Origin of the sequence: Rhizobium sp. GN54 (assembly GCF_021026345.1) — a bacterium.
Classification (GTDB): Bacteria; Pseudomonadota; Alphaproteobacteria; order Rhizobiales; family Rhizobiaceae; genus Mycoplana.
Genome location: NZ_JAJNCZ010000008.1, coordinates 169,088 through 189,513 on the forward strand (window position 1 = coordinate 169,088; position 20,426 = coordinate 189,513).

At 65.4% G+C, this 20,426-nt stretch carries 24 protein-coding genes; 9 read left to right on the forward strand and 15 right to left on the reverse strand.

The features are described 5' to 3' along the window. Positions 1-98 precede the first annotated feature (98 nt). From LQK81_RS20020 to lgt, 4 genes are all read right to left on the reverse strand, one after another. Positions 99-1,250: a M24 family metallopeptidase gene (locus LQK81_RS20020; RefSeq protein WP_230808149.1), complete on the reverse strand. Its 1,152-nt coding sequence runs from the start codon at positions 1,248-1,250 to the stop codon at positions 99-101. Positions 1,251-1,298: 48 nt separating this feature from the next. Continuing rightward, on the reverse strand, positions 1,299-2,075 hold the full coding sequence (gene pgeF / locus LQK81_RS20025; protein WP_442967162.1) for a peptidoglycan editing factor PgeF: 777 nt from the start codon (positions 2,073-2,075) through the stop codon (positions 1,299-1,301). A 119-nt stretch (positions 2,076-2,194) separates the two neighbouring features. Beyond that, on the reverse strand, positions 2,195-3,295 hold the full coding sequence (locus LQK81_RS20030) for a class I SAM-dependent methyltransferase (protein WP_230808151.1): 1,101 nt from the start codon (positions 3,293-3,295) through the stop codon (positions 2,195-2,197). Positions 3,296-3,310: 15 nt separating this feature from the next. Then, positions 3,311-4,147 (reverse strand): prolipoprotein diacylglyceryl transferase, encoded by an 837-nt coding sequence (lgt, locus tag LQK81_RS20035; RefSeq protein ID WP_230808152.1) that lies wholly within the window; start codon positions 4,145-4,147, stop codon positions 3,311-3,313. Between the two features lie 205 nt (positions 4,148-4,352). Between lgt and LQK81_RS20040 the strand changes: the two genes are divergently transcribed. The 4 genes from LQK81_RS20040 to LQK81_RS20055 all read left to right on the forward strand — a co-directional run bounded on the left by LQK81_RS20040 (position 4,353) and on the right by LQK81_RS20055 (position 6,868). After that, entirely contained in the window at positions 4,353-4,613 is a 261-nt protein-coding gene (locus LQK81_RS20040) for an accessory factor UbiK family protein (protein WP_230808153.1), read from the forward strand. Between the two features lie 387 nt (positions 4,614-5,000). Then, positions 5,001-5,501, forward strand: a complete 501-nt coding sequence (locus LQK81_RS20045; RefSeq protein ID WP_230808154.1) for a YbjN domain-containing protein — start codon at positions 5,001-5,003, stop codon at positions 5,499-5,501. A 3-nt stretch (positions 5,502-5,504) separates the two neighbouring features. Then, a complete protein-coding gene (gene proC / locus LQK81_RS20050) occupies positions 5,505-6,323 on the forward strand; it encodes a pyrroline-5-carboxylate reductase (RefSeq protein ID WP_230808155.1) in 819 nt (272 codons plus the stop codon). A gap of 203 nt (positions 6,324-6,526) precedes the next feature. After that, entirely contained in the window at positions 6,527-6,868 is a 342-nt protein-coding gene (locus tag LQK81_RS20055) for a tRNA-binding protein (RefSeq protein WP_230808156.1), read from the forward strand. Between the two features lie 10 nt (positions 6,869-6,878). On the opposite strand, the gene LQK81_RS20060 is transcribed toward LQK81_RS20055, so the two are convergent. The 4 genes from LQK81_RS20060 to LQK81_RS20075 form a co-directional block, all read right to left on the reverse strand. Next, positions 6,879-7,220 carry an HVO_A0114 family putative DNA-binding protein gene (locus tag LQK81_RS20060; RefSeq protein ID WP_230808157.1) on the reverse strand — a complete coding sequence of 114 codons (342 nt, stop codon included), beginning with the start codon at positions 7,218-7,220 and terminating at the stop codon, positions 6,879-6,881. A gap of 66 nt (positions 7,221-7,286) precedes the next feature. Then, positions 7,287-8,672, reverse strand: a complete 1,386-nt coding sequence (locus LQK81_RS20065) for an ATP-binding protein (protein WP_230808158.1) — start codon at positions 8,670-8,672, stop codon at positions 7,287-7,289. 42 nt (positions 8,673-8,714) lie between these two features. Next, positions 8,715-9,416: a response regulator gene (locus LQK81_RS20070; RefSeq protein ID WP_230808159.1), complete on the reverse strand. Its 702-nt coding sequence runs from the start codon at positions 9,414-9,416 to the stop codon at positions 8,715-8,717. A 15-nt stretch (positions 9,417-9,431) separates the two neighbouring features. Beyond that, positions 9,432-9,911 carry a MarR family winged helix-turn-helix transcriptional regulator gene (locus tag LQK81_RS20075; protein WP_230808222.1) on the reverse strand — a complete coding sequence of 160 codons (480 nt, stop codon included), beginning with the start codon at positions 9,909-9,911 and terminating at the stop codon, positions 9,432-9,434. A gap of 269 nt (positions 9,912-10,180) precedes the next feature. On the opposite strand from LQK81_RS20075, the gene LQK81_RS20080 reads away from it, so the two are divergent. Further along, positions 10,181-11,071, forward strand: a complete 891-nt coding sequence (locus tag LQK81_RS20080; protein WP_230808223.1) for a branched-chain amino acid aminotransferase — start codon at positions 10,181-10,183, stop codon at positions 11,069-11,071. 69 nt (positions 11,072-11,140) lie between these two features. Here LQK81_RS20080 and LQK81_RS20085 read toward each other — a convergent pair whose 3' ends face one another. Both LQK81_RS20085 and hppD read right to left on the reverse strand, forming a co-directional pair. Further along, positions 11,141-11,410: a hypothetical protein gene (locus LQK81_RS20085; protein ID WP_230808160.1), complete on the reverse strand. Its 270-nt coding sequence runs from the start codon at positions 11,408-11,410 to the stop codon at positions 11,141-11,143. A 278-nt stretch (positions 11,411-11,688) separates the two neighbouring features. Further along, positions 11,689-12,798 (reverse strand): 4-hydroxyphenylpyruvate dioxygenase, encoded by a 1,110-nt coding sequence (gene hppD / locus LQK81_RS20090; RefSeq protein WP_230808161.1) that lies wholly within the window; start codon positions 12,796-12,798, stop codon positions 11,689-11,691. A 107-nt stretch (positions 12,799-12,905) separates the two neighbouring features. Between hppD and LQK81_RS20095 the strand changes: the two genes are divergently transcribed. The 3 genes from LQK81_RS20095 to LQK81_RS20105 all read left to right on the forward strand — a co-directional run bounded on the left by LQK81_RS20095 (position 12,906) and on the right by LQK81_RS20105 (position 14,445). Beyond that, on the forward strand, positions 12,906-13,391 hold the full coding sequence (locus tag LQK81_RS20095) for an Lrp/AsnC family transcriptional regulator (protein ID WP_230808162.1): 486 nt from the start codon (positions 12,906-12,908) through the stop codon (positions 13,389-13,391). Between the two features lie 131 nt (positions 13,392-13,522). Further along, entirely contained in the window at positions 13,523-13,690 is a 168-nt protein-coding gene (locus LQK81_RS20100; RefSeq protein ID WP_230808163.1) for a hypothetical protein, read from the forward strand. 113 nt (positions 13,691-13,803) lie between these two features. Further along, entirely contained in the window at positions 13,804-14,445 is a 642-nt protein-coding gene (locus LQK81_RS20105; protein WP_230808224.1) for an MBL fold metallo-hydrolase, read from the forward strand. A gap of 76 nt (positions 14,446-14,521) precedes the next feature. Here LQK81_RS20105 and LQK81_RS20110 read toward each other — a convergent pair whose 3' ends face one another. The 5 genes from LQK81_RS20110 to LQK81_RS20130 form a co-directional block, all read right to left on the reverse strand. Beyond that, positions 14,522-14,944: a BA14K family protein gene (locus tag LQK81_RS20110; RefSeq protein WP_230808164.1), complete on the reverse strand. Its 423-nt coding sequence runs from the start codon at positions 14,942-14,944 to the stop codon at positions 14,522-14,524. A 147-nt stretch (positions 14,945-15,091) separates the two neighbouring features. After that, positions 15,092-15,307: a cold-shock protein gene (locus LQK81_RS20115; RefSeq protein ID WP_097142268.1), complete on the reverse strand. Its 216-nt coding sequence runs from the start codon at positions 15,305-15,307 to the stop codon at positions 15,092-15,094. A gap of 670 nt (positions 15,308-15,977) precedes the next feature. Further along, positions 15,978-17,108, reverse strand: a complete 1,131-nt coding sequence (locus LQK81_RS20120) for a PQQ-dependent sugar dehydrogenase (RefSeq protein ID WP_442967165.1) — start codon at positions 17,106-17,108, stop codon at positions 15,978-15,980. A gap of 205 nt (positions 17,109-17,313) precedes the next feature. Then, positions 17,314-17,766: a hypothetical protein gene (locus LQK81_RS20125; RefSeq protein WP_230808166.1), complete on the reverse strand. Its 453-nt coding sequence runs from the start codon at positions 17,764-17,766 to the stop codon at positions 17,314-17,316. 226 nt (positions 17,767-17,992) lie between these two features. Further along, on the reverse strand, positions 17,993-18,871 hold the full coding sequence (locus tag LQK81_RS20130; RefSeq protein WP_230808167.1) for an EAL domain-containing protein: 879 nt from the start codon (positions 18,869-18,871) through the stop codon (positions 17,993-17,995). Positions 18,872-19,208: 337 nt separating this feature from the next. On the opposite strand from LQK81_RS20130, the gene LQK81_RS20135 reads away from it, so the two are divergent. After that, positions 19,209-20,411, forward strand: coding sequence for a pyridoxal phosphate-dependent aminotransferase (locus tag LQK81_RS20135; protein WP_230808168.1), 1,203 nt, complete (start codon positions 19,209-19,211; stop codon positions 20,409-20,411). Positions 20,412-20,426 lie beyond the last annotated feature (15 nt).

The following is a 20,426-nucleotide window of genomic DNA, read 5'->3' on the forward strand; positions in this document are numbered from 1 at the left end:
CGGAAAGTCGCATCATCCCTCCATTCACGGGGGGATTTATGCGGTGCCGCGTCGCCGCGTGTCAATTCCCGGATTTTCCAGCGGGCCGGCCGGCGGGATCAGACCTCGATGAAATCCAGGCCGTAGCGCGACAATGCCTTCGGTTCGTCGGTCGTCGTCAGGTAGGTCTGGCCCAGCGTCATCGCGGTTCCGGTGTCGGAGTCCATAATGATCATGTGGATGAACAGCGACATATCGGGGAGGATTTCCTGTGGATTGCCGATGTGGAACATCTGCTGCTCCATCCAGGAGGGCGAAAATCGCGCGCCGAGCGAATAGCCGCAGGCGTTCAGCCGGTGCCGCGCCAGGCCGCGCTCGTCCATGATCCGCGCGTGGGTGTCGAACACCGTGCCGAAGGTGTTGCCCGGCCGCAGGACCATCTCGATCGCCTGCATGGTCTCGCGGCAGGCGCTGTAGAGTTCGCGGTGGCGGTCGGTCGGGGTGCCGATGACGATGGTGCGCATCATTGCGGCGTGATAGTGCGCGCTGACGCCCGCCCATTCGAGCGTGAGCTGGTCCTGCGCATCCAGGCGGCGCCGGCCGGACTTGTAGCGGCAGAGGAGCGCGTCCTCGCCGGAGCCGATGATGAACTCGTTGGCCGGATAGTCGCCGCCGCCGGCCAGGACCGCCCCCTGCATGGCAGCGAGGATCGCCGCCTCGTCGCCGCCGGGGCCGATCAGCGGCAGGGCCGCGTCCAGCGCGTCGTCGGCAAGGGCTGCCGCCCGCTCGACATGGGTGATCTCGGCGGCGCTCTTGATCAGCCGCAGGCGGCCGACGAGATGCGAGGCGTCGACGAGTTCGCCGAAGCTCTGGAGCTGGTTGTCGAGCAGCTTGGCGTTCTTGCCGGTCAGGCCGTGGGTGTCGTATTCGACGCCGATGCGGCAGCCGAGCAGGTCCATCTCCGACAGCAGGTTCTTCAGGTCCATCGCCGGATCGGCGTTCGCCCGGTCGACCCAGATCTCGATCTTCTCGATCGTCGAGGTCCGGCGCGCCTGGCGCAGGTCCGCGGAGCGCGTCAGAAGCACCATCTCGCCGTCGGCCCGCACCACCAGCGTCTGGAAGAAGCAGTAGCCGAAGGTGTCGTAGCCGGTCAGCCAGTACATGCTCTCCTGGGCGAAGAGCAGCATGGCGTCGAGCTTCTCTTCGCGCATCTTCGACGTCAGCCGCCGCAGCCGGTTGGCATACTCCTCGGTTTCGAAATGAAGGGCCATGCCTCGCTCCCTTGTTGCTTCTTGTCGGTGTCGTTTCTTGTCTGTTCGTCAGCCGCTGATCATGATCGCCGAGATCTGGCGTCCGTAGTCCGGCTCCTTGCGGTGGACCGAACGGCGGTAGGAAAAGCAGTTCGCGTCCTGTGGATAGGTGCAGATGTCGAGGTTCTCTGCCTCGATGCCGGCCTCCGCCAGCCGCTTCAGGGTCAGCGCCGGCAGGTCGAACATGGCGTGGCCGGGCCGCTCCGACGGGGAGAAGAACGCGCCGTAGGACGGATCCGTTCCGACGAAGCGCTCGACGAATTCGGGGCCGACCTCGTAGTTGCGCCGGCTGATCGAGGGGCCGAGGCAGGCGACGATGTCCTTCCGAGCGGCGCCGAGCGTCTCCATGGCGGCAATGGTGTTTTCCAGAACGCCCGTCAGCGCGCCCTTCCAGCCGGCATGGGCGGCGCCGACGACGGCGGCCTTCGGATCGGCGAACAGGATCGGCCCGCAATCGGCGCTCAGCACGCCGAGCACGAGGCCCGGCGTGGCGGTGACGAGCGCATCGGCCTGCGGGCGCTGCCCGTCATAGCCGTCGTCGACGGTCGTGACGTCGGGGGAATGGACCTGGTGGACGGTCGCCAGGCGCCCGGGGTCGACGGCGAACCAGTTGCAGACGCGGGCGCGGTTCTCCACCACCCGGTCGCGCTCGTCGTTCGAGCCGAGGCCGACGTTGAGGCCGGCATAGATGCCTTCGGAGACGCCACCAGCGCGGGTGAAATAGCCGTGGCGGACGGCATTTCCGGCAGCGCGCGAAACCAGCGGGGACTGAACAGGGGAAAGCACGGGCATCATCCTTTGTCGCTTCGTTGCGGCGCCCGGAGACCGGAAACCGTGGCGGGCATGCGGACGATGCGGCGTCCGATTCAAAACGGGGGCGATGTTGATCGCCGGTGGTCGGGCTGTCAATCCGCGGGGCGGAACGGCGCGAGCGTCACCTCGCCGCGGGACACGGCCAGCACCTTGAACAGGTCGCCCATGTTTCCGGCGCCGGAACCCGCCAGCCGTTCGACGTCGGCCACGATCTGGCGCTGCAGGTCCTCGTCGCGGCCGCGGCCGAGTGCTGCGGCCCGGTCGGCGAGCCCGAGCCCCATCAGGAAGTCGCCCTGGTGCAGCGGGCCATGCGTGCGCAGCCCGCAGTCGCGGGCGACGGTTGCAAGCCGTTCGAAATCGACGTGGCTTGTAAGGTCGGCCTCGCCCGGATGGGCGAGCGGCGGATCGAAGGCGTGGCGCAGAACCGCCTGCAGCGTGTCGCCGAAGCCGGTGACGACATGGCCGTAGTCGATCACGAGCGCCGTCCCGCTGCTCCGCCGCAACCGCTCGCAGATCGCCGCCATCACCGCCTCGCGGGCCGGGGCGATCTCGAAGATCGCGCCGTTCGGCTGGGACCTGTGCCCCTCCGGCAGAAGGTCGGGATCGATGCCGGCGACGCCTGCGGCAAAGGTCAGTTCGCCCTCGGCATCAAGGCCGACCATGCGCTCGCGAAAGCCGGTCGGGGTGCGGACGAACTGCCGGATCGGGATCGCGTCGAAGAGCTCGTTGGCGGCCAGCAGCGTGAAGCCGTCCGGCACCTCGTCGAAGCTGTCGTGCCAGGTGACCCGCGCAGCGTGCGCGCCGAGCGTCTGCCGCTGGACGTCCTTCAGCCGCGGGCTCGTTTCCACGAGATGGAAGGTCGCGCCGTCATGGAGCTGCGGGGCCAGCCGGGCGACGACGCGCATCATGTCGGCCATCATGGTGCCGCGGCCCGGGCCGATCTCGACGAAGCGGACGGTGGCCGGGGCGCCGTGCTTTTGCCAGGCGTTGACCATGAAGACGCCGAGCATCTCGCCGAACAACTGGCTGATCTCGGGGGCGGTGACGAAGTCGCCTTCGGTTCCGAAGGGTTCGCGGGTCTTGTAGTAGCCGTGCTCGGGATCGGCGAGGCAGAGCGAGAAATAGTCGGTGACGCTGATCGGGCCGTTGGTGCGGATCAGGGCACCGATCTTGCTGGCAAGGGGTGTCGACATGGCAGCCTCGGTCTCTCAGACGGCGGCAGGCCGGGCACGCAGCATCGCCCAGATGCCGAGCGCCAGCATCGGCAGCGACAGCAGCATGCCCATCGTCAGCCATCCGCCGAAGAGATAGCCGAGCTGGGCGTCGGGCTCGCGGAAGAACTCCACGAAGATGCGGCAGAGCGCATAGCCGGCCACGAACATGCCGGTGACGAGGCCCGGCCGTTTCAGCGCCTTGAAGGCGTAGATCGCGATCGCCAGCAGAGCGAGCAGGACGATGCCCTCCAGGGCCGCCTCGTAGAGCTGGCTCGGATGGCGGGCGAAGGGGCCGGCATTGGGGAAGACAAAGGCCCAGGGCGTGCCGGAGAGCTTGCCCCACAGCTCGCCGTTGACGAAGTTGGCGATGCGGCCGAAGAACAGGCCAATCGGCACGACGGCGGCGACGATGTCGAACAGGCTCCAGATGCGGATGCCGTGCCGGCGGGCAAAGAGGATCATGGCGATGGTGGTGCCGGTGAAGCCGCCATGGAACGACATGCCGCCGTTCCAGATCTGGAAGGCGCGCAGCGGATCGTCGACGATCGCGGCGAAGTCGTAGAACAGGATGTAGCCGATCCGTCCGCCGAGGATGACGCCGAGGGCCGCCCAGACGAGGAAATCGTCGAGTTGCGCCAGCGTCATCGGCGGCGTGTCCTTCGGCCAGAGATCGGCACGGGAGACCAGCCTGCGGGCGTAGAACCAGCCGAGCATGATGCCGACGACATAGGCGAGGCCGTACCAGTGGACGGCGACGGGGCCGATCGAGAACGCCACCGGGTCGATGTTCGGGAAGGCGATGACGGCGAAAAGTTCTGCTGCTGGGATCAAGGGCTCTCTGGTCCGGTTGGTTCGGGCGGAAGATGGCGTCCGGCCATGGGATGGTCAAGCGGATACTGCCGGGTCGATCGGTCGCACGGGGCCTCCGGCCGGCTCGTCCCCAAGCGATTCCGCTTGCATCGCCCGGTGGCACATCCTACCTCAGGAAAGGAGGCGGCGCTGGGCCGCGACACGTTTAACGCCGAGGAGGCCGACCATGACCACCGGAACCAGTCGAATTCTCGATGACTTCGCCAAGCTGATGACCGACGCCGCCGGCGCGGCACAGGGCGTGCGCAAGGAAATGGAAACGGTCTTCCGCGCGCAGGCCGACCGTTTCCTGAACGGCATGGACCTCGTCAAGCGCGAGGAATTCGAGGCTGTGCGGGAGATGGCGGCGAAGGCGCGCGAGGAAAACGACGCGCTGCAGCAGCGCATCGAAGCGCTCGAGGCGAAGATCGCGACGGCGAAAAAATAGCCGGGCGGAGCCTCTGGCTCACGTTAGGGAAGGCCGGCCGCGGGGACCTCGCGCCGGCCTTCTTCTTTTTGAAGAAATTTTGGCCCTGTGGACAGCGTTAAAAAATCCTTATCGCAGAGTCACTTGAGGTGCCGGGCTGAATCTCTTTGGCAGCCACTGTCCACAACGGCGACGACAAAAAGGGGCATGGGGGCTGGTCTCGGGACTCTGCCGTTATACACTGATTTTAAATGATGATTCGAGACGGCAACGCCAGCTTGGGGCAGGGTTAGTAAGTCAGACTCTGGCAGCGCAGCGAAATCATTCGGTTTTCTTCCGGAGTGGGTATCCGCGTTCTTGTAGTGCGTGGTCGCGACAGCGCATGCCTTCCGGTCAAAAGGGTGACGCATGAGCCTGATGGAATTGGAATTCGTACGGGAGCAGAATCCGGTCGACATGATCGAATTCGTCGCTGCAAACAACGACTGGTCGTTCGAGCGTTCCGGCGAAGACGAGATCGCGATGACGGTCGAGGGCAAGTGGAGCGACTACCACGTTTCCTTTTCCTGGATGGAAGAGTTCGAGGCGCTGCACCTTGCCTGCGCCTTCGACATCAAGGTGCCCGAAAGCCGTGTTAACGAGGTCATCAGGCTGCTGTCGCACATCAACGGCCAGGTGCTGATGGGCCATTTCGACCTGTGGCGGCACGAGGACGTGGTGATCTTCCGCCAGTCGCTGCTGCTTGCCGGCGGGGCCGAGCCGACGAACCGCCAGGTCGAGGTGCTGCTGTCCAGCGCGCTGGAGACCTGTGAGGCCTATTTCCAGGCCTTCCAGTTCGTCGTCTGGTCGGGAATGGAAGCGCAGGCCGCAGTCGATGCGGTGATGTTCGAGACGGTCGGGGTGGCTTAGGAAATGAGCGGTCAGGCAGCGGGTCCAATCGTTCTTGTCGGTGCCGGCAACATGGGCGGTGCCATGCTCGCGGGCTGGCTCAAGAGCGGCGTGCCCGGCGCCTCGGTGCTGGTGATCGATCCCGGTCCGGCGCCGGCCATGCAGAAGCTGATTGCCGACAACGGCGTGCGCCACGAGACGGCGGCACCGGCCGGCGTGGTGGCGGGCGTCCTCTTCGTCGCGGTCAAGCCGCAGGTCGTGGACATCGTGCTGCCGCCGCTGAAGGGGCTGGTCGGGCCGGAAACGGTGGTGGTTTCGGTCGCCGCCGGAAAGACCCTCGGCAATCTCGAAGCCCATCTCGGACAGGCGGCCATGGTCCGGGCGATGCCGAACACGCCGGCGATGATCGGCCGGGGCGTTACCGGCGCCTTTGCGAACGGCCGCGTCAGCGCGGACCAGCGCGAACAGGTCCATGCCCTGCTCAAGGTCAGCGGCCCGGTCGAATGGGTCGACGGCGAAACCGACATCGATGCGGTCACCGCCCTTTCGGGGAGCGGTCCGGCCTATGTCTTCTATCTCGTGGAGTGCATGGCGGAGGCAGGCCGCAAAGCCGGCCTGCAGGCGGACCTCGCCATGCGTCTCGCGCGGGAAACCGTCTCGGGGGCTGGCGAACTTCTTCACCAGTCCCCCGACGACGCCTCGAAACTGCGCCAGAACGTCACCTCACCGGGCGGCACCACGGCAGCCGCACTCGCCGTCCTGATGGACAAGGATGGCATGCAACCGCTGTTCGACCGGGCGATCGCAGCCGCCCGCAAGCGCGCCGAGGACCTTGCCGGCTGACGGCTGCGCGGGCGGGCGGGGCTACCGCCCGGTTTCCGTGCGCAAAAGCCGGTCGCGCTTCAGCCCTTTCATTTTGCACATGTCGTCGTCGCAAAACCGCTTCGCACTTTTGTGCGACATGCGCTAACCCTTCACGACAAGCTCGTGGCTGTCCCAGCCGGGACAGCCCTGGCGTCTTGCCTCTTGCATTCACGGAGCATCCCATGTCCGAGACGATTTCCTTTGCCGATTTCGAACGGGTCGACATTCGCGTCGGCACGATCGTCGAGGCCGCCGAGTTTCCGGAGGCCCGCAAGCCGGCCTACAAGCTGACGATCGATTTCGGACCGGAGATCGGGCTGAAGAAGTCCTCGGCGCAGATCACCGTCCACTACGCGCCGGAGAGCCTGGTCGGGCGGCAGGTGCTGGGTGTCGTCAACTTCCCGCCGCGGCAGATCGGCCCGGTCCGCTCGGAAGTGCTGACGCTGGGCTTTGCCGACGAGGCCGGCGCCATCGTGCTGGCCGCTGCCGAGCGTCCGGTGCCGAACGGGGCAAGGCTCTGCTGAACGGGATCGCTCAGGCGGCCGCCTCGATGTCGAATTCGACGTGGATGCGGTCGTAGGGAAAGCGGACGCCGCCTTCGTTCTTGTCGATGATGCCGGCTTCCAGCAGGCTTGCGACATCGGTGTGAACGCCTTTGAAATCCCGGTCGAGACGCCGGGACAGCTCCCGGATGCTCAGGCTATCCTGTCCACAAAGCGCACGCAGGATTTCCAGCCGCTTCGGCGCCAGCAGGCGGTGCATCAATTCCCACGAGGAAAAGCCGATGGTCGTGCCGCCGGTGTCCCGCTTTCCGCTGCGCCAGGAATCGGCGAATGCGCCGAGCGCATGGTCCATATTTTCGATCCTGAGCGTCATGGTTCTCATCCAATCACCCGATCAAATCGTTCCTCAAGCCGGTCGCCGCCTCAGGTACGCGGAACCCTAAGCCGGGATCCGCACCGTCGCCCTGAGGCCGCCCAGCGGGCTGTCGGAGAGGGTGACGTTGCCGCCGTGGCTGCGGGCGATGTCGCGGGCGATCGCAAGGCCCAGGCCGGTGCCGGAGGAATCGAGGTTGCGGGCCTCGTCGAGGCGGAAGAACGGCTTGAACACGTCGTCGCGCGAACGCTCGGGGATGCCGGGGCCGTCGTCGTCGACGACGATCGTCAGCCACTTGGCGCTGTGGCGGGCCTGGATCTGCACCTTGCCGGCATAGCGCAGCGCGTTGGAGACGATGTTGCCGATGAGCCGTGAAAACGCGTTCGGCCGCACCATGATCTCGTCCTCGCCTTCGATCGTGCTGGTCAGTTCCTTGTTGTGGAGCTCCGCCTCCATCTCGAACTTGTCGAAGAGGTTGGAGAGGCGAAGATGGCCGACGTCCTCCTCGGCCTCGCCGCGGGCGAAGGACAGGTAGCCCTCCAGCATGCTCTGCATGTCCTCGACGTCCTTGTTCAGCCCATCGAGGTCGGGGTTCTTGCCGGCGAGCGCCAGTTGCAGCTTGAAGCGGGTGAGGATCGTGCGCAGGTCGTGGCTGACGCCGGTCAGCATCGCCGTGCGCTGCTCCATCTGCCGCTCGATGCGCTCGCGCATCAGCATGAAGGCGAGGCCGGCGCGGCGCACTTCGTCGGCCCCGCGCGGCGCGAAGTCCTCGGGCATCTTCTGCCCCTTGCCGAAGCTCTCGGCCGCGTGCGCCAGCGACAGGATCGGGCGGATCTGGCCGCGCAGGAACAGGATCGAGATCGTCAGCAGCACGAGCGAGGCGCCGACCATCCAGACGAGGAAGATGTGGGTGTTGGAGGCGTAGGTGTGGTTGCGGCGGGCATAGACGCGCAGCGTCTTGTCCTGGTCGACGAGGATGCGGATCTCGACCAGGTCACTGTCGCCGAGCGTGTCGATCCAGAAGGGCAGCCTGATCTGCTTGGTGATCTGGGCGCTGAGGATATGGTCGAGGATATTGAAGAACGGCTTCGGCTGCGGCGGGGGCAGTTCGTTGCCCTTCTCGATGGCGATGTTGAGGTTCATCCGGTCGCGGGCGATGCGGACGATCTCGGCATTGGCGCTGCCGTCGGGGAAGGTGTCGATCAGGTCGATGATCGCGGCGATGTCGCGCGTGACCGCCATCGACAGCCGCTCCGTGACGAGCTGCCAGTGGCGCTCCATGAAGACGAAGGCGACGACCGACTGCAGCAGCACCATCGGGATGATGATGATGAGCAGCGAACGCGTGTAGAGCCCGGTCGGCAACCGCCTGCGCAGCCACTTCACGAAGCTGCGCCAGCCTGCCAGCGGTGTCCGCTCGATTTCGCGTCTGAAGGTTTCGAAGGCTGTCATGTCGCGGTTCGCCGTTTCAATTTCCTGGCCGGCCTGTGCCGGCTACTCGATGCTCAGCCGGTAGCCGATGCCGCGCACCGTCTGCAGCCAGACGGGATTGGTCGGGTCGTCCTCGATCTTTCGCCGCAGGCGGTTGATCTGGACGTCGATCGTCCGCTCGCCGACGTCTGTCTCTTCGCCGATCAATTCGTGGCGCGGGATGGTCTCGCCGGCGCGCAGCGAAAAGAGCAGCATGATCTCCTGCTCGCGATCGGTCAGCCGGATCGGATCGCCGCCGCGCTTCAGCTCCTTGCGCACGATAGAGAAGGTGTATGGCCCGAACATGACCTGCTCGATCTTCGGGGCTGCGGGCTGGGCGTTGCGCTTGAGGATGTTGTTGACGCGCAGCACCAGTTCGCGCGGCTCGAAGGGCTTGGCGAGGTAGTCGTCAGCGCCGGCCTCCAGTCCCTCGATGCGCGCCGTCGTTTCCGTCAGCGCGGTCAGCATGATGATCGGTATGTTGCGGATCGCGCGCAGGCTCTCCGTCAGTTGCAGGCCGGTCTCACCCGGCATCATCACGTCCATCACGATCAGGTCGAAATCGAGGCCTTCCAGCCGCCGGCGGGCCTCGTCGGCATCACCGGCGACGGTGACGCGAAAGCCTTCGCCCGCCAGATAGCGGCTGAGGAGTTCGCGGATGCGCTTGTCGTCGTCGACGATCAGGAGGTGGGCGGCGTCGTCGGAGGGCCTGTCTTGCATCGTCATTTCCGTCTGTCCCGGTTACTCTTGGCGCGCGTTCTGCATCCCGGCGAGGAAACGCGTCACGGCCTTGCGGTCTTCCGCGCTCATGCCCTCGAAGGCGCGCTCGATGCGCACCTGCTGCGGCTGCGCCAGCGCCAGCGCCAGGTCGCGGCCGGATCGCGTCGGATACAGCTTGCGCTGCCTGCGGTCCTCCGGGCCGGCCATCTGGCGAATATAGCCCGAATCGATCAGTTGTTTCAAAACCCGCGCAAGGCTCTGCTTGGTGATCTTGAGCGTTTCGAGCAGGTCGGCCACCGTCAGCCCCGGCTCGCGGTTGACGAAGTGGACGACGCGATGGTGGGCGCGCCCGAAGCCGCTGCTCTCCAGGATGGCGTCGGGATCGGAGATGAAGTCCCGATAGGCGAAGAAGAAGCCCTCGATGATCTCGAAGTCGATGCCGCCTTCGTCGGTCAAAGGCTGGTCGCAGAACTCGGTCGTCGCCTTGCGTTCCGAAGTCATTCGTCCCACGCGGTCATTTCCTTTCCTCGCAGCAGCACTTCGCGCAACTTCCGTAAAAATATGTCAGCGTTGTTGACATATTTTTACACTCTTGGTAGGCGTTGTCCACAACTTGCGACGGCCCCTCGCATCCGTCGCGCCGAAGGCGTTCTTCCGTTCTCACCGGCGCTTCCGGCACCTTGGCAAGGCGGTATCATGCCTGTTTCTGGTTAGACCGTATCGGGCAGCAAAATCAACATCAAGAACGGCTCTTCGGGCCGGGAGGAAGCATCATGGCGGTCCCCTTCGATCAAATGGAAGGCCAGATCTGGTTCAACGGCGAATTCGTCGCATGGGCGGACGCGAAGATCCACGTGCTGACGCACGGGCTGCACTATGCCAGTGCCGTGTTCGAGGGCGAGCGCGCCTATGGCGGGCGCATCTTCAAGCTGACGGAGCACAACCGGCGCCTGCACCGGTCCGCCGAGGTCCTGGGCTTCAAGATTCCCTATTCGGTCGAGGAACTGGATGCGGCAAGCGTCGAGCTTCTCAAGCGGCAGGGCTTCTCTGAGGCCTATGTGCGGCCGATCGCCTGGCGGGGATCGGAGATGATGGGCGTTTCGGCGCAAGCGAACCGGATCAACGTCGCCATCGCCATCTGGCAGTGGGGCAGCTACTTCAACCCGGCCGAGAAGCTGAAGGGCATCCGCCTCGACATCGCCGAGTACCGCAGGCCCGATCCGAGGACGGCGCCGTGCGAATCCAAGGCCGCCGGCCTCTACATGATCTGCACCATCTCCAAGCACGCCGCCGAGGCCAAGGGCTATGCGGATGCGATGATGCTCGACTATCGCGGCCAGGTGGCCGAGGCGACCGGGGCGAACATCTTCTTCGTCAAGGACGGCGTCATCCACACGCCGACGCCGGATTGCTTCCTGAACGGCATCACCCGCCAGACGGTCATCGAGCTCGCCGGGCGCCGCGGCTACCAGGTGGTCGAGCGGGCGATCCTGCCGGAGGAACTTTCGGGCTTCAGCGAATGCTTCCTGACCGGCTCGGCCGCCGAAGTGACGCCGGTATCGGAGATCGGCCCCTACCGCTTCACGCCCGGCACGATCTGCGAGACGCTGATGAACGACTATATGGCCGAGGTCCATCCGGTCGCAGCAGCAGCGGAATAGGGCGGATTGAAAAGGCGGCACGTTCCAGCCGCCTTTTCACGGGTCTGATGTGTTCGGTCGATCCCGGCCTCAGGCCTGCTTGCGGCCGAACAGGCTGCCTGCGATCGCCTGCAGCACGCCGCCGCCGATCAGGCCGCCCAACGCGTTGGCGACGAGCACGGACAGGCCGGCCTCGCCGCCCACCGCCTGCAGCAGCAGGCCGCCGCCGACACCGCCGATCGCACCCACGATCGTGCGCACGATGACGCTGGTCGCCTGCTGTTTCAGCATGGCGCCAACGGCGTTGCCGCCGACCGCGCCGCTGATGAGCTGTGTGATAAGTGGCATCAATGCTTCCATGTGCAGTCCCCCCGTTCGGGTCGTGCCGGAAGCGCGTCGAGACCTTCCGGCAACGAACACGTGAAGCTGGCAGGCGCCCTCCCGGGCGGCCGAATCGCCAGTGCCGATACCCTCGGCGCGCGTATGGTGGTTGCGAAATTGCAAGCTGTCAATTTTTCAGTGTTTTTCGGCACGGCGGCCAGCTTGCAAGCGCCCTGGCGCAAGGCGGCGGAAGACGTCGCGCAGATGCCCGGGGCAGGCCCGGGCATGGCGGTGGAAGGGAGGCTGGGGCCGCGCCTCTATTCGGCGGCGTCGTTGAAGACGCCGCGGCGGATCTGGTCCTCCTCGATCGATTCGAACAGGGCCTTGAAGTTGCCCTCGCCGAAACCCTCGTCACCCTTGCGCTGGATGAACTCGAAGAAGATCGGTCCGATGACGGTCTTCGAAAAGATCTGCAGCAGGATCTTCGTCGTTCCGCCGTCGACCACGCCTTCGCCGTCGATCAGAATGCCATGCTTCTTCAACCGGTGCAGCGGTTCGTCGTGGTCGTGGACGCGTTCCTGCGACTTCTCGTAGTAGGTCTCCGGCGGGCCGGGCATGAACTTCAGGCCGTTCCCCGCCAGCCGGTCGGTGGCATCGTAGATCTCGTCGGTGCCGACGGCGATGTGCTGGATGCCTTCGCCGTTATACTTGCGCAGATATTCCTCGATCTGGCTGCGGTCGTCGGTCGATTCGTTCAGCGGGATGCGGATCTTGCCGCAGGGCGAGGTGATCGCCCGCGAAACCAGCCCGCTCATCTCGCCGGCGATGTCGAAGAAGTGGATCTGCCGGAAATTGAACAGTTCGCGGTAGAACGCCCACCACTTGTCCATGTTGCCGCGGAAGACGTTGTGGGTCAGGTGGTCGAGATAGTAGAAGCCGACGCCGGAAGGCTTCGGGTCGGGCTCGCCGGTCCAGTCGAACTCGGCGTCGTAGGCCGATCCCTTCTCGCCGTAGCGGTCGATGAAATAGAGCAGCGATCCACCGATGCCGACGATCGCCGGTGCGTCGATGCACTTGTCGGTGCCGGTATATTCCTCCGCCCCCATCGACACGGCGTGCTTCAGGGCATGGCCGGCATCGACGACGCGCCAGGCCATCGAAGGCGCGCAGGGGCCGTGCTTTTCAACGAAGCGCTCGGCAAACGAGCCCTTCTCGGCATTCAGCACGTAGTTGATGTCGCCCTGGCGCCAGACGGAAATGTCCTTCGTCCGGTGCCGCGCCACTTCCGCATAGCCCATGCGGGCGAAGAGTTCGCGCAGCTTCTCCGGCTCGGAATGGGCGAATTCCACGAATTCGAAGCCATCGGTTCCGGCCGGGTTCTCGGCGCTGATCACAGCCGGCGGTGCGTCGTGCGGGAACGGTCCCATGGCATTCTCCTCCTCGAATTCCCTGATGAAACGCAAGTATGCGCCGACCGCGGCGCATGATGTTTGCAAAGTCGGTGGTCAATCGAGCCGATGTGACGTATTCTTGCATGATATGTGAAGATGGAGACGAAATCTTGCATCTGGACGCGTTCGACCGAAAATTGCTGGCGCTTCTGCAACGGGATGCGCGCCTGACCAACAACGAAATCTCCGAGCGTATCAACCTGTCGCCGTCGCAATGTTCGCGGCGGCGGGCGCGGCTGGAGGATGAGGGCATCATCCGGGCCTACCGGGCCGAACTCGACCGCGAGAAGCTCGACCTCGGCATCGTCATCATCGTGACGGTGACGCTCGCCACCCACAATCGCGACAACGCCCAGCGCTTCGCCCGGCTCATTTCCAGCCTCCCGGAGGTGCTGGAGGCGTTTTCGCTGACGGGCGAGATGGACTACATCATCAAGGTGGTGGTGCCGAATCTGAAGGCGCTTTCAGCTTTCGTGAACGACGTGCTCCTGCCGCACGAATCCGTCTCGCACGTGAAGACGGCGATCGTGCTCGACACGCTGAAGGAGACGACGGCGCTTCCCGTCTGAGCGCACCGAATAGATTGTCGCGCCTGTCCGTGTTTCCAGCGGAACAGAATGGCCCGGATCGTCGTTGTAGGTTGCAATCAAACAATCAGGCACCGTCATCGGGTCGAAGGAACAGGGTAATGGAAAATCAGATGCCTGCAGATGGCGGTGCCGTCGCGGTCCGGCTGCGTGCCGTGGTCTATGCCTACGCTCTCGCCAACATCGCCGTCGCGGCCCTGCTGCTGTCGACGGTGACGCCCGCGCCGACCGTCGTTGCCGACCAGGATGCGCCGGTCCAGCAGGTCGCCAGCGCGCGCTGAATTCACTTCCCACGCCCGGTCCCGTGTGCGGTCTTGCCATCGACCGTGGCATCCCGGGCCGGGAGCGGCTATATGCGGGGTCGGCACCAATTCCCAGCGAGGACCCCATGGGCATGCTTCAGGCGGGCATCATCCCCGTCACCCCCTTCCAGCAGAATTGCACGATCCTGTTCGACATGGACACAAAGGAAGGCGTGATCGTCGATCCGGGCGGCGACGTCGAGGCGATCGTCGAGGTGGTGCAGAAGAACGGGATCGCGCTGAAGGCCATCTGGCTGACGCACGGCCATCTCGATCACGCCGGCGGGGCGAAGGAGCTCAAGGAAGCGCTCGGCCTCGACATCATCGGCCCGCACAGGGACGACCTGCCGCTGCTGGAACGCATGGAGACGCAGGCCGAGAAATTCGGCGTCGCGATGAAGGTGCAGAACGTTGTTCCCGACCGCTGGCTTGAAGATGGCGACCGCGTCTCCTTCGGCGAACACGAGTTCGAGGTCTACCACACGCCCGGCCATGCGCCGGGTCACGTCATCTTCTTCAACCGCAAGCAGAATTTCGCCCATCTCGGCGACGTGCTGTTCCGCGGCTCGGTCGGGCGCACCGACCTGCCGGGCGGCGACGAAGAGGTGCTGCTTGCCTCGATCCGCGACAAGGTGCTGCCGCTCGGCGACGACGTCGGCTTCATCTGCGGCCATGGCCCGGGCGGCAAGATCGGCGAGGAGCGGCTGACCAATCTCTTCCTGCGCGGTCTCTGAGCACCGCCGCAAGGTGCAAAATTAAAAGGCGGATGGTTTCCCATCCGCCTTTTTCCTGCGTGCTGCCGTGCCTGCCTCAGCCGGCGACGCAGAAGTGCTCCCGCCCGTCATAGCCGACGAAGGTGCCGGAGCGGGGATTGAACGAGCGGTAGGTGCTTTCGCAGTAGTCGTACCAGGCCGGGCTCCAGGGCTCGAGGGTGCCGACGACGACCCGTTCGCGGTAGACGCGGCGAACCGGGCGGTATTCCGGCTCGACATAGACGCGGCGCGGGGGCGCGCGGTAGTAGCCGTCGTCGTAGCGCGGGGTGTTGGCGATCGCGCTGCCGACGATCACGCCGGTGACGAGGCCGGCGGCGCCGGCCGCCCAGGCGGCATCGTTGTTGTGGTGGCGGCCGTGGCGCCAGTGGCCGCGGTCGCCTGCCTCGGCGGCTCCGAAGGAGGAGAGCGTCGTCGCTGCCACTGCAAATGCCAGAACGGCCGACTTCAGGTATCTGTTCATCTCATTCGTCCCTGGTTCCGGTCGCGAACCTGCGACCATCCGATAGCGGCGATCCTAGGGAGATCCGAATGAACGGGCGCTGAACGGCGCCGGGCAAAAAAAACCCGGCAGGATGCCGGGTCGCAATGGTCTTGGTTGAAGATCGCCTCAGCCGGCGATCTGCAGATTCACCGCCTTGGGGCCTTTGCCGCGGCGGTCGGGTTCCGTCTCGAAGCTTACCTTCTGGTTCTCGGAGAGTCCGTTCAGGCCGGAAGCCTGTACGGCAGAGATGTGTACGAAGATATCCGCACCACCATTGTCGGGCTTGATGAAACCGAAGCCCTTTTCGGTGTTGAAGAATTTTACAGTGCCAGTTTCGGCCATGCGTCAGGTCCTTTTCTCTCTGCCCGGTAGTTTGGCGGCGGGCAGCATTTCGGTTTGCCCCCGAAGGGGCGTGAGGCAGGCAGTTCCGATGTGAGGAAAGGGTCCTGTTTTACCGCAGCCAGCCAAGCGCTGTTCCTCATGGAACTTATCAGCACGGCTGCCCGGATTTTTATCGCGTCTCCGGCGCGCTATTATTGAAGGTCTTCCCATGTCCGCAAATTGCCCGAACAGGGCAAGAGTGCTGTGTTTATCATTAATTGGCAAGCAAAAGTTTCGAACACTTCATGAACCGCTCCGGTTCGGCGTCTTTCCGGCGGTTGGGGCAATAGACTTGCAGCATTCCGGAACAGTTTCGCAGGCATCGTAGCAACTATATTGAGCATGCCGCCCAATAACCCGGCCGGGGGACAGCAAAGCGCAGAGAGGCCTGGTTCACATGTTCAAGAAGGGGGCGAACTATGCCGCTTTGCCCCGCTTTTCCTTGGTCTTCTCCAGTTCCGGCACAGGTCCGATCGCAAGCATCGCGGCGAAAAAGATCGTGCGGTCAGCCGATCCGGCGCCGCGATGCTGTCGCTGATCGGAAATACATCGAACCGGGCGGCAGACAGGACCGCTCCCGCCGGGACGAACCGAGGCGGTTCTCGATAGACGTCGGGGTGGGGGCGTGTCGCTATTGCGAGGAGGGGAGCCTGGAGACGCGCAGCAGGGCGCCGTCGTCCTCGTCCGTCAGCAGCAGGATCGCGCCGTCGGGGGTGACCTTGACGTCGCGCAGCCGGCCGAAGGCGCCGTCCAGCATGCGCTCCTCGCTGTGGATGGCGCCGGCCTCGTCGCGTTCCAGCCGGACGAGCGTCTGGTATTTCAGCGCCGCCACGAGCAGGTCGCCGTCCCATTCGGGGAACATCGGGCCGCGATAGACGGCAACGGCGCCGGGCGCGATGGAGGGATCCCAGTAGTAGGCCGGCTGCTCGTAGCCGTCCCTTGCCGTGCCCTTGCCGATCTCGGCGCCGGAATAGTCCTTGCCGTAGCTGATGACCGGCCAGCCGTAGTTGCGGCCCGGCTGCGGCAGGTTGATCTCGTCGCCGCCGCGCGCCCCGTGTTCGGCGGTCACGAGCGTTCCGTCCTTCGGATCGATGGCGATGCCCTGCGGATTGCGGTGGCCCTTCGACCAGATCTCCGGCAGTCCGCCCGCGTGCCCCGCATGGGGATTGCTGGCGGGGATGCCGCCGTCGGCGGCAACGTGCAGGATCGCGCCGGCGTGGTCGCGCGGATCCTGCGCCCGATCGGGCTCGCCGCGGTCGCCGGTGCCGAAGAACAGGCTGCCGTCGGCGGCGATCGCGATGCGCGCGCCGAAATTCTCGCCGTTCGGCGTCGCCCTGTTCATCGTGAAGATGCGCCGCACGTCCTCCAGGCTCTTCTCGTCGGCTGAAAGCCGGGCGCGCGTGACCGCCGTGCCCGTACCGTCCTGCCCGGGGGCGCTGTGGGTGAGGAAGAGGATGCGGCTCGTCGCAAAATCGGGCGCGAGGGCCACGTCGAGCAATCCGCCCTGGTCCTGCGCCACCACCTGCGGGACGCCGAGGATCGGGGCGGAAAGCTGCCCGTTGCGGACGATGCGCAGGCTGCCCTCGCGCTCGGTGACGATGTAGGCGCCGTCCGGCAGGACCTCGACCGCCCAGGGATGCTTCAGGCCCGTTGCAATCGGCTCGACGGCAAGGGGCACCTTGCTGGTGGGAAACTCCTGCGGCGCGGCCGACACTGTGGCGCCGAGACCGGCTGCCAGCAACAGCGTTGCCGAGAGCTGCATCGCCAGGCGCGCAGGGCCGAGCGGCCGGCCTGCGGTCGCAGGGAACTCTGTACGGTCAGGCGGGTGCATCGGCGATCTATCCTCCATCCGCCACACAACTGAAGCCGTCGTCATGCGTTTTCAAGAGGGCGGCGGACGTGGGAACCGCCGAGGTGCAGGGGTGCCCCGGGGGCCTGCGTCCGCCGACTGGAGGAAGAGGCAATCGTCAGGCCTCGCTGCTGCGGCGTGTGTCGCCGGCGGGCAGGGTTTCGGTGGCCCGTCCGGCCAGCTGGCCGACGCCGGCAACGACGATCAGCGCGCCGAGGCCGAGTGCGGTTGCGAGACGCCGGTCGAGCGAGGCCGGATCGTCGTCCTTCGCGCCGGTCGTCGCAGCCGTGGTGATCCTGTCGAGCCCGTCCGGCAGGGCCGGGCCGGAGATCGTGATCCGTCCGGCGTGGCCGACTGTCCCGGTGGTGGCGAAGTCGAGCGAGGGATGCGTATCGCCCAGCATGCCGACGACGAGGCTGCGTTCGTCGCCGAGGGCTGCGGCGTTGGCGACGTTCATCAGGCCGACGAACATCAGGACGCAGGCCGCGAGCGCCGTCAGCGTGATGTAGAGGACCGCCCGGCCTTCGCGCCGGCGATGGTTGCGGATCGTCTTCTCGTCGTCGATGAACATATCCCACCCCTTTGTCTTTCGCTGCCGGGCTTGTCGCCCTGTTGGCTGCAAGAAGGCACGCCGAAGTCGGCGTCAGGGGGACTGAAATGCGGCGCCGCCCGACAGTTGTTGTGGTGAAAACGTGGCGGTTGCGGAAAGGTTGGCCCACGCACGGCGCGGGACGAACAGACGGTCCCGACGGGACGTCCTTGGCAACTGCTGCGGGGCCGGAGCGGCCCGCCGCCGGTCAGCCCGTGCGGCGGCCGAAGCGGGGTGCCGCCCTATGAGCGCGCGCCTCGTGCGCGGCAGGCGACGGCGAGGCCGGCTGTTCCTCGGGAAAGTCCCGCTCGAAGGAAGTGGGCGCGACCTGCGGCCGGGCGAGCAGGTAGCCCTGCATCAGCGGCATGCCGATCTCGCGGCAGAATTCCGCCTGCCAGGGCTCCTCGATGTTGGTGACGATCGGGCGGATGCCCTCGCGCTCGAGGCGGGCGACCACCACCCGCATGAGGCCCGAGCCTGTGGAGCCCTCGGCAAAGCGCTTCACCCAGATCGGATCGAACTTCAGAAGGTCCGGCGACAGACGGGCAAGGCGGGCGCTGTCCTCGTCGGTCGCCGCATATTCGTCGATGGCGACGAGGAAGTTCGCGTCGTGGAGCTGTCTGGCGAACTGGGCGAGCGTGTCCGGGTTGTCGTCCGGCCATTCGCGGATCTCGCAGGCGATCCTGGCCGGCGCCATGCCGGCCTCGTGGGCGGCAAGGCGCATGCGGTCGACTTCCTGGCGGATCGCATGCGGCGACTGGAACAGGCCCGGCTGGGAGTTGACGAGCAGCGTCACGTCCTTGCGGGCGAGTTGGCCGGTATTGAGGATGTGCAGGCTGCGGCAGAGGCTGTCGACCATCGGCCGGTCCTCTTCCGGGATCAGCGCGAAGAAGTCCGCCGGCGGCACCAGCGCGCCGTCGCAACTGGCGCGCACCAATCCCTCGACCGCCTCGAGTTCAAGCCGGCCATCGAAGGTTTCGCGCAGGATGGGCTGCAGTGCCGACTGGAGGATGTAGTGGCCGTAGCGTGCCGTCGTGGTTCCGTCGGCGTCCCTGTCTATGTTTGCAAATATGCTGCGTTCGATCATGAGTGTCTTCCGGCACGCCGAAATGCCGGGCGGCCTTCCCGAAACTACCGCCGCAGGCCTTAACCCGCGCTTAAGGTTTCCGCTAAAATGCCGGGGTTGTGCAATCATTCGTTGCATATCGGATCAAGATCGCCCCAGGAGCCGACCCATCGGTCTGCCTTATGGCGTCCATGAAACTTATTCATCCGGGGGGCGGATCCGGCCTGCCGGCGTGTTTTTGCCTTGTCGCGTCTTGCCAGAGCGTTGCAGTTTGGCCATAGACCTATCCGCCTGGGGGCCGCTTTTGCGCGGCCCGTGGCCCTACGCTGTCTTTGAACCCTAAAACGGACAATCGACCATGGCCTTTCTTGCCGACGCCCTTTCCCGTGTGAAGCCTTCCGCCACCATCGCCGTCTCGCAGAAAGCGCGCGAACTGAAAGCCAAGGGCCGCGACGTGATCGGCCTGGGCGCCGGCGAGCCGGACTTCGACACGCCCGACAACATCAAGCAGGCGGCGATCGAGGCGATCAATCGCGGCGAGACGAAGTACACGCCCGTCTCGGGCATTCCCGAGCTGCGCGAGGCGATCGTCAGGAAGTTCAAGCGCGAGAACAACCTCGACTACACCTCCGCCCAGACGATCGTCGGTACCGGCGGAAAGCAGATTCTTTTCAACGCCTTCATGGCGACGCTGAATGCGGGCGATGAAGTCGTCATCCCCACCCCCTACTGGGTCTCCTATCCGGAAATGGTGGCGCTGTGCGGCGGCACGCCCGTCTTCGTCGCCACCACGCAGGAGAACAAGTTCAAGCTGACGCCTGCCGATCTCGACCGCGCGATCACGCCGAAGACCAAGTGGTTCATCTTCAACTCGCCCTCCAACCCGTCGGGTGCCGCCTATTCGCACGACGAGTTGAAGGCGCTGACCGACGTGCTCCTGAAGCATCCGCAGGTCTGGATCCTGACGGACGACATGTACGAGCACCTGACCTATGGCGACTTCAAGTTCGCCACCCCGGTCGAGGTCGAGCCGAAGCTCTACGACCGCACGCTGACGATGAACGGCGTCTCCAAGGCGTATGCGATGACCGGCTGGCGCATCGGCTATGCCGCAGGCCCGCTCGCGCTGATCAAGGCGATGGACATGATCCAGGGCCAGCAGACTTCGGGCGCCTGCTCGATCGCGCAATGGGCTGCCGTCGAGGCGCTGAACGGCACGCAGGATTTCATCCCCGAGAACAAGAAGATCTTCGAAGGGCGCCGCGACCTCGTCGTCTCCATGCTCAACCAGGCCAAGGGCATCGAGTGCCCTTCGCCGGAAGGCGCCTTCTACGTCTATCCCTCGTGCAAGGGGCTGATCGGCAAGACGGCGCCGTCGGGCAAGGTGATCGAGACCGACGAGGACTTCGTTTCCGAGCTTCTGGAAGCCGAAGGCGTCGCCGTCGTGCACGGCTCGGCCTTCGGCCTTGGCCCGAACTTCCGCATCTCCTATGCGACCTCCGAGGCGCTGCTGGAAGAAGCCTGCAAGCGCATCCAGCGCTTCTGCGCGGCCTGCAAGTAAGCGGCTCTCAGCCGG